The organism is Gracilibacillus boraciitolerans JCM 21714 (genome assembly GCF_000521485.1).
GTDB classification, from domain to species: domain Bacteria; phylum Bacillota; class Bacilli; order Bacillales; family Amphibacillaceae; genus Gracilibacillus; species Gracilibacillus boraciitolerans.
Genome location: NZ_BAVS01000086.1, coordinates 1 through 706, shown reverse-complemented (window position 1 = coordinate 706; position 706 = coordinate 1). Strand labels below are relative to the sequence as shown.

Sequence of the window (706 nt, the reverse complement as noted above, 5' to 3'; positions counted from 1 at the left end):
AATAACTATCCGCCCGTAAAACGGGCGGTTTTAGTTTCGCCCTATAAGGGCACTTTACCAACGAGGCCCCTAAAGGGGGGGCTTCGAAATTGACCGTCAACCGTTTATCTTCCTACCTATTTTTTAAATGGATCGACGTATTCACGTTTACTCATGTTGTCTCGTAGTCTATCCTCTGATTCCTGTTCTCGAATGTATTTTGCCACAGTTTTTTGATTCAGCCCTACCGTACTCACATAGTAACCTTTAGCCCAAAAAGTGCGGTTCCCATGGTTATACTTTAGATTTGCATGTCTATCGTGGATCATTAAAGAGCTCTTACCTTTTAAGTACCCCCATAAAGTATGATACTGACATCTTTGGTGGAATCTTCACCAACATATGGATATGGTCTGGCATGGCATGAGCCTCGATAATTTCTACATCTTTCATCTCACATAATCGTCTTAATATCACCCCCCCGATGTCTCTTCTTAACTTCCCATATATTACTTTCCTTCTATACTTGGGTATAAAGACTATGTGATACTTACAATTCCATCGGGTGTGTGATAAACTATTGTCACTCGACATGAGTAGATCTCCTTTCGTTATATAGAGTCGGTTTGACGGCCAACTCTATTATACCGAAAGGAGATTTTTTCTGTTACAACTCTACAAGTTGAATTCTCACACAGGCATAGCCTGTGGTTTTAAAACCATTAAT

At 40.2% G+C, this 706-nt stretch carries 1 pseudogene; it reads right to left on the bottom strand.

Going from position 1 to position 706, the window contains the following annotated elements:
- Positions 1–116: 116 nt before the first annotated feature.
- Positions 117–573, bottom strand: a pseudogene (gene tnpA / locus JCM21714_RS17810) (IS200/IS605 family transposase).
- Positions 574–706 lie beyond the last annotated feature (133 nt).